Origin of the sequence: Nonomuraea sp. NPDC050478, from assembly GCF_044458265.1 — a bacterium.
In the GTDB taxonomy this organism is placed as follows: Bacteria; Actinomycetota; Actinomycetes; order Streptosporangiales; family Streptosporangiaceae; genus Nonomuraea; species Nonomuraea ferruginea.
In genome coordinates this window covers 1-7,111 of sequence record NZ_JBITHT010000004.1, presented here as the reverse complement: position 1 = coordinate 7,111, position 7,111 = coordinate 1, and the positions used below count along the sequence as shown (strand labels likewise).

7 protein-coding genes are annotated in these 7,111 nt (G+C 70.9%); 5 read left to right on the top strand and 2 right to left on the bottom strand.

Annotated features, from left to right (window positions below; translation table 11 throughout):
- The first annotated feature begins 141 nt into the window (after positions 1-141).
- From ACIBF7_RS20270 to ACIBF7_RS20255, 4 genes are all read left to right on the top strand, one after another.
- The gene (locus tag ACIBF7_RS20270) at positions 142-777 is read left to right on the top strand and encodes a hypothetical protein (RefSeq protein WP_345482824.1); all 636 of its coding nucleotides are present in this window, start codon (positions 142-144) and stop codon (positions 775-777) included.
- A 131-nt stretch (positions 778-908) separates the two neighbouring features.
- The gene (locus tag ACIBF7_RS20265) at positions 909-1,934 is read left to right on the top strand and encodes a hypothetical protein (RefSeq protein ID WP_364237786.1); all 1,026 of its coding nucleotides are present in this window, start codon (positions 909-911) and stop codon (positions 1,932-1,934) included.
- Entirely contained in the window at positions 1,931-2,641 is a 711-nt protein-coding gene (locus ACIBF7_RS20260; protein ID WP_271277455.1) for a hypothetical protein, read from the top strand. Before ACIBF7_RS20265 ends, ACIBF7_RS20260 begins: the two co-directional genes overlap by 4 nt.
- Entirely contained in the window at positions 2,638-3,231 is a 594-nt protein-coding gene (locus ACIBF7_RS20255; RefSeq protein WP_397197815.1) for a hypothetical protein, read from the top strand. Before ACIBF7_RS20260 ends, ACIBF7_RS20255 begins: the two co-directional genes overlap by 4 nt.
- 309 nt (positions 3,232-3,540) lie before the next feature.
- On the opposite strand, the gene ACIBF7_RS20250 is transcribed toward ACIBF7_RS20255, so the two are convergent.
- Both ACIBF7_RS20250 and ACIBF7_RS20245 read right to left on the bottom strand, forming a co-directional pair.
- The gene (locus ACIBF7_RS20250; protein ID WP_397197814.1) at positions 3,541-4,080 is read right to left on the bottom strand and encodes a hypothetical protein; all 540 of its coding nucleotides are present in this window, start codon (positions 4,078-4,080) and stop codon (positions 3,541-3,543) included.
- 19 nt (positions 4,081-4,099) lie between these two features.
- The gene (locus ACIBF7_RS20245) at positions 4,100-4,327 is read right to left on the bottom strand and encodes an LLM class flavin-dependent oxidoreductase (RefSeq protein ID WP_397197813.1); all 228 of its coding nucleotides are present in this window, start codon (positions 4,325-4,327) and stop codon (positions 4,100-4,102) included.
- An 822-nt stretch (positions 4,328-5,149) separates the two neighbouring features.
- On the opposite strand from ACIBF7_RS20245, the gene ACIBF7_RS20240 reads away from it, so the two are divergent.
- Positions 5,150-6,985, top strand: a complete 1,836-nt coding sequence (locus ACIBF7_RS20240) for a cellulose binding domain-containing protein (protein ID WP_397197812.1) — start codon at positions 5,150-5,152, stop codon at positions 6,983-6,985.
- Positions 6,986-7,111: the final 126 nt, after the last annotated feature.

The following is a 7,111-nucleotide window of genomic DNA, read 5'->3' as shown; positions in this document are numbered from 1 at the left end:
CACCCCCCGGGCGTCGGGGCGCGCCCCCCCCCCGGGGGCCCCCCCGGGGGGGGGGGCCGGGGGCCCCCCCCCCCCCCCCCCCCGGGGGGCCCCCCCCCCCCGCCCCCCCCCCCCCCCGCCCCCCAGCGATGGAGCGAAGACATGAGAATCAACAGGACCACGCAACTGCTCGCCGCGGCGGTGCTCGGCGTCGCGCTCGCGGGCGTCGGCGTGGCTGGTCCCGCGGTGGCGGACGACGACCCCGAGCAGGGCATCGACGTCACGGTGACGATCGAGCCCGGCACCACTCCGGGCCAGGTGTCCATGACCGTCGCCGACAACGGCGGCGTGTCCCTTCAGGAGGACGGCTCCAACGCCGCCGCCCGCCAGTTCGTCGGCACCCTGCCGACGGTCACGGTGAACGACACCCGCCGGCCCGAGGAGATCCCTGCCGGCGACTTCTGGGCGGTTGTCGGCCAGGCCGGCGAGTTCACCGCGACGAGCGGCTCCACGCCGCCCATCGGCTCGCAGTACCTGGGCTGGCGGCCGCGCCTGCTGACCGACTCCTCCTCCGGGGCGGTGGAGGCCGGTGAGCCCGTCTCCAGTGTCATCTCCGACGGCTCGGGAGCGCCGGCCGTCGGTCTGCAGGGCCAGGAACTGCTGGTGTCGACGGCGAACTCCGCCGACGAGATCGGCACCTGGCAGGTCAACGCCGACCTCACGCTGCGCACCCCCGCCGACGTCACCGCCGGCGAGTACCACTCGACCCTCACGCTTTCCCTGTTCAACCAGTCCTGAACGGCAACCGGTCCCGAACGTTCACCTGGTCCTGAACCGGAGGCAGGACGCCATCGTCCGCTCCGGCCGTCCGGGGCCCGCGCCCGCCCGGCGCGGGCCCCGGACGGCCACGACGAGACTGGAGACCTCTGTTGACCGCAAGCCGCCCGCGAGGCGTCCTCGCCCGCCTCGCCGTCCTCCCCGCTCTCGGCGTCGCGCTGCTGGCCGCCATGGTGGCGTTCGCCACCCCGTCCGGCGCCGACACCACCTGGTCGGTCGTGCCGGCCAACGCCGACGGTCCCGACGGCCGCAGCGTCATCGACCTCGAACTCGCCGGCGGCCGGCAGGTCGTCGAGCACGTGGCGGTCATCAACCGCTCCACCGAGCCGGTGGACTTCGCGATCGACGCCAACGACGGCTACCTGACCTCCAAGGGCTATTTCGACATGCGGCCATCCGACGCCGAGCCCACCGACGGCGGTGCCTGGATCACGGTCCCCGAGAGGGTGACCATCGCCGCCGGGGCCACGTCCGTCGTTCCCGTGACGGTGTCGATCCCCCGGAACGCGACGCCGGGGGACCACCCCGCGGGCGTGACCGCGTCCCTGGAGACCGTCTCCGGCCAGGTACGGGTCCAGAACCGGGTGGGCGTCCGCCTGAACATCCGCGTCACCGGCGACTACGTGGCCAAGGTGGCCGTGACCGGCGTGCGGGCCGAGTACGCCGGCTCGTGGAACCCGTTCGCCGCAGGATCCGTCGAGGTGACCTACACCGTGGCCAACGAAGGCAACGTCCGGCTGGTCACGGACAACCACGTGCTGACGTCCACGCTCGCGGGGGAGAGCGGCTGGAACGACCCGTCCGCGGCCAGGGCCAGGGAGCTCATGCCGGGCGGCAGCCGCACGTTCGTCGCGCGGGTGCCCGGCGCGTGGCCGCTGGGACCCATCGGCGCGACCGTCATGGCGGTCCCCTCGCCCGCGGGCGAGCCGCATCCCGGCGTCGCCGCCCAGCGGGCGGCGGTCGGCACCACGGTGTGGGCGCTGCCCTGGCCGCAGCTCGGCTCCCTCGCCCTCCTCGTCCTCGCCTTCTTCGCCATCCGGCTGAACGCCGCCAGGCGCCGCAGGCGCATCGAAAAGCTGATCATGCTCGCCCGCCAGGAAGCGTCCCAGGAGGGGTGAGCGCCCTCGGCAACCGCTCCCAGGAGGTGGCCACCATCAACCGACCCAGGCGACCGGCCCCGGCCCGGCCCGCGACGCGGGGCCGCGTGCTCGCCCTCGCGTTCGCGTTCGCGCTCGGCGCGCTCGTCGCCGGCGGCGTGGTGTTCGGCGTGACCCGGCCGAGCTCGATCGAGCAGGCGGCCGACCGCCTCCGCGCCGAGTCCGCGCTGCGCGACCGGACACAGATCAGGACCCTGACGGAGCTGGCCCGCGGCACGCGGACCCGGCTCCTCCCCGTGCTCGACGGGCTCGCCCTGGCCCTGCCCGGCGACGGCCCCGCGGGACCTGTCGCGGTGACCGCCGCCGACGTCGAGAAGTGGCGGCAGGCCGCCGCCGCGGCCGTCCAGGGCTTCGCCGACCCGCCGTCCGGCGAGACCGCCACCAACGTGGCGCGGTCGAGTCTCGCCTCCGCCGTGCGGCAGTTCGCCACGACCGTCGACACCTACACGATGGCGCGGGACCTCACAGGACCGGCCCGCGCCGCCGCCCTCGACCTGGCCGCACGGCAACGCGCCGGCGCGCTCTTCACCTGGTCGATCGGGGCCACCGCCCTCGACGCCGTGAACATCGACGCCGGCTACGGCCACCAGCACGTGTTCCTGCCCACATCACCCGGCGAAGGGGCGCTCACCCCCGACACCGAACCCGAGGGGAGCCACCAACCGTGAAAAAGGCACCGGCATACGTCCTCACCGTCCTGCTGGCCGGGCTCGCGCTGGTGCTCGGCGCACCGGCAGCCGCGGCCCACGGCGGGCCGATCAAGCTGGAGGTGACAGGAGACGGCGCCGACAACGTCAACGTGCTGGTGACATACAAGAAGGACGGCCATCCCGTCACGGAGATCGTCGCGGCGACGCTGAAGGCGACCTCGGCCGACGGCCGGTCCTTCGGGCCGGTGCCGCTCAGGTCGGCGCCCGAGGGCCAGAACCTCTACCACTCCGCCGAGCCGCTGCCGAGCGGGGAGTGGCGGGTCACCGTGACCGCGACCGAACCGTCCAAGGCGAAGACGACGGTGCGGGTGAAGGCGGGCGTGGTCGCCGCCACGCCCGCTGTCGAGGCCCTTCCCGCATCGGACCAGACGAGCCAGGCGACGGCGCCCGCGCGGAACGGGGCCGCCGCGGCGACGACCGCGGGGGACGACGACGGCGCGACGGGAAGTCCCCTCAAGATAGGCGTCATCGTCCTCGCGGCGCTGGCCGCCGTCGCGGCCTGGATCGTCTTCGCCCGGCGCCACACCCGCGCGGGCGCTGGACACTGACAGACCTCGCGGGCCGGTCGCGGCCCGTGCGGTTCAGCCCGGGCAGGGCGGGGTGAACGAGACGTACCGGGGAGCGGGCACGCTCGCCCGATCACTTCGCCTGCTCGCGTCCGGCCAGGTCCGCTGAGGTGAAGCCCGCTCTGGTGACGCCGGCAGGCAGGGATCGGTCTCGTGGAGGGCGTGCCGGTGCCCGGTGGCCGCTCAGGAGGGCGGTAGACGAGGTGGGCGGGGTGAAGTAGCCGTGTTGGTAGTTGGAGCAGGACCACACCGCGCCAGGGCGTTGAGCTCGGCAGCCGAGATTCGAGCAGGTCAGCGGAGCAGTTCGATAACGGGCTCCATGGCACGCATGCCGTCTCCCACCCCTCCCTGGAGAACCGTGACGTAGCTGAACCCGTAGCGCTCGCGGTTCTGCCGGAGCTTGTCGGCGATCCGCTCCGCCGTACCGACGAGACAGCCGTGGACGTCGCCCAGTTCGTCGTGCGGGACGTCCGGCGCGAAGTGCTGGAGCTCGGACATCGCCGCCTGTCGCTCGTTCGTAACGATGATCGCCGGGGTCTCGTTGTTCAGCTCCACTTGTGCCTGGCGGAAGCTGAGCGCGGCCCGTACGAAGGCGACGCGTTCGGCGATCATGGGCGCGCCGGCGAAGGCGGGTAATCCGACCTTGCCGTAGCGGCTGCTGGCGGCGCCCGTGATGGCGATGATGTCGGCGTGTTCGGCGGCGAGGCGCAGGACGCGGTCACCTCGCCCGCCGATGAGCAGCGGTGGGCAGGGACTGGGCAGCAGGCGGCGCAGCTCCTTCACCGTGTGTTCGAGGATGCCGGCGCGCTGGGCGCCGGTGGGGTAGGGCATGCCGAGCTCGGCGAGCCGTTCAGGGGTGGTAGTAGCCGGCGTCCAGCACGTAGGTGCCGAGACGCGGTCGCGTGGTGTGCTCGGCGGCCAGCATGAGTGCCGGGAACGGTGCGGGCCGGCCCAGGTGGTCGACGACCGAGATCGTGTCGAAGCCGACACTCTCGGCCGTGCGGCACTGTTCGATCCAGTCGCGGCGATCGGCGGCGGCGCTCAGCGCCACACCGAAGCGGAAGGGTTTCAGCGCCATCACGCCCGCTCCGCGGCAAGGCGCAGCAGCTCGTCGACGGACCACTGGTCGCTCGCGCGCTTGCCGTACTTGACCGCCAGGACGACCCCGTCGGGGGCGATGAGGAAGTCGCGGGCAGGCCGAGCGCGGTCTCGCCGGACGAGGGCGCCGGGGAGCCTCCGGCGCGGAGCCCGGCGGTTACCTTTCCCGACATCATGACAGCGTGTCGTCCGCTGGGCGCATACGTCGGCGGGCAAGCAGCGATCGCGCCCGCGAGCAGGAGATGCGGTCCTGTCAGCGGAACGTGTTCCCATAACCCTTGAGAAGGCGTGAGGCTGCGAAAGTGACGCGATCCCCGACATGTGATCCACCGCACACGCGGTGGCGAGCGCCTATCGGCTCCTGCCTGCGTCGCGTCGTAGCCGAGGGCCGACGAGCAGAGCCCGCTTTCTCGTTCAGGGCCTTGGAAGCAGCGCGGTCAAAGGCAGGGAAGGGTTGAATTCGGCCTCACGGCTTCCTGGGAGCCTTGCCCTGAAATTTTCACTATGTTTTCAAACTGAACGACGTGATACGTGCCAGCAAAACGGCATGGGAGCGCCGCCCGTCACCTCAGAGGAGCGAACCGCGCCTTGACGGGACCCGCATGCCTCGTATTTGCTCCGTCGCACCACCACCATCGGCAGGAACGGGCGCGGCAAAGCGATGTGAACGATGACGCGGTTCTTCCGCCGTGCCCTCCCATTACGCCAGTTCCGCACGGATGAGAGGACTGATTCAGCTCATGTTAACGCTAACTGACGCCCTGGCACCGTCCCTTCCGGCGGTGCCACAGGCAGGTGAGTGATGATACGGCGTAAATCCGTCCTCGCCGCTGTCATCGCGGCGGTGCTTCTCGCGGTGGCCACGGGTGGTACGGCGCTGGGCAGCAGCGAAACCACGTCCCGTGCGGCGAGCGCCGCCGCCACGACGCCAGGATGCGGCAAGACTCCAACACTCAGAAGTGGCACGCATACGATCCAGAGCGGCGGCCAGACTCGCTCCTTCATCCTGAGGATTCCCGACAACTACAACAACACCAACCCCTACCGGTTGATCTTCGGGTTCCATTGGCTGGGCGGCACCGCCAACGACGTCGACTCGGGCGGGAGCAGCGGATTCACCTGGTCTTACTACGGGCTCAGGCAACTGGCGAACAACACTGCGATCTTCGTCGCCCCCCAGGGACTGAACAACGGCTGGGCCAATTCCGGCGGGCAAGACCTGACCTTCGTCGACGACATGATCAGGCTGATCGAAGCAGACCTGTGCGTCGACACCACGCAGCGGTTCGCCGGAGGCTTCAGCTACGGCGGCGGCATGAGCTACGCCCTGGCCTGCGCCCGAGCGACGGTCTTCCGCGCGGTCGCGGTCTACGCCGGCGCACAGCTCAGCGGATGCAGCGGCGGCACCCAGCCCATCGCCTACATCGGGCTCCACGGCCTCAGGGACAACGTGCTCAACATCTCGCAGGGCCGGTCGCTGCGCGACACGTTCGTCAGGAACAACGGGTGCACTCCCCAAAATCCGCCCGAGCCGGCACAGGGCAGCCTGACGCACGTCGTCACCGCCTACTCGGGATGCCGATCCGGATACCCAGTCGTGTGGGCGGCGTTCGACGGGGGGCACACCCCTGGTCCAGTGGACGGGTCCACCGCTGACGACGGCGCACGTACCTGGACCAAGGCAGTGGTGTGGAACTTCTTCAACCAGTTCCAGAGCACGAACGACACCACTCCGCCGACCTCTCCGGGGACTCCCGCCGTCTCCGACGTGACCGCCACCAGCGCCACGCTGACCTGGACGGCATCCACCGACCAGGGCGGCTCCGGCCTGGCGGGTTACAACGTCTACCGGGAGCAGGGCGCCACCGACCCGCAGCTCGGCCAGTCCATCACCAACTCGATCACCCTGACCGGGCTGACCGCCGACACCGAATACCAGGTCTACGTACGAGCACGCGACGGTGCGGGCAACCTGTCGGGCAACTCCGCGACGGTCGCGTTCACCACGAGCTCCACCGGAGGCGACACCACGCCACCCACCGCCCCGGGCGGGCTGGCGGCCTCCGGCACCACCGCTAGCGGCACCAATCTGTCCTGGGCCGCTTCCACTGACAACGTGGGGGTCACCGGCTATGACGTCCTGCGCGCACCCGGGGCCACTGGCGGCACCTTCGCCCAGGTCGGCACCTCGGCCACGACCTCGTACAGCGACACGGGCCTGACCCCGAGCACCACCTACCGTTACCAGGTCCGCGCGCGGGACGCCGCCGGCAACCTCTCGCCGGTGTCCGGCACCGTCCAGGTCACCACCCGCGGCACCACCACCGAAACCTGCTCGGCGACGCCGACCGTGCAGACCCAGTGGGGCACCGGCTATGTGATCCAGCCGCTGACCATCACCAATACCAGTACCTTGACGACCACCAATTGGACGGTCACCTTCACGCTCCCGGCCGGCCACACGCTGACCGGCTCGTGGAACGCCACCGTCACCACCAGCGGGCAGACCGTCACGGCCAAGAACGTGAGCTACAACGGCACGCTGGCCCCCGGAGCTACCACCAGCTTCGGCTTCCAGGTCAGCCGCCCCAACGGCGACACGGCCCTGCCATCCGGATACACCTGCACCGGCGCGTGACCTCGCGACCGGATAACGGCCCAGCCCTCGGGAGCTTGTCACCTGAAGTGTGTAAAGATCCTTTCTGGGTGATGGAGAACCCTCTTTACCTGATCCGTCCTGGGTAGGCGATATCGAGTTCGATGA

What these genes read in the sequence shown, in the direction of transcription:
- ACIBF7_RS20270 (WP_345482824.1), top strand. Translation starts at nt 142, where the DNA reads ATGAGAATCAACAGGACCACGCAACTGCTCGCCGCGGCGGTGCTCGGC.
- ACIBF7_RS20250 (WP_397197814.1), bottom strand. Translation starts at nt 4,080, where the DNA reads ATGCCCTACCCCACCGGCGCCCAGCGCGCCGGCATCCTCGAACACACG.
- ACIBF7_RS20245 (WP_397197813.1), bottom strand. Translation starts at nt 4,327, where the DNA reads ATGGCGCTGAAACCCTTCCGCTTCGGTGTGGCGCTGAGCGCCGCCGCC.
- ACIBF7_RS20240 (WP_397197812.1), top strand. Translation starts at nt 5,150, where the DNA reads ATGATACGGCGTAAATCCGTCCTCGCCGCTGTCATCGCGGCGGTGCTT.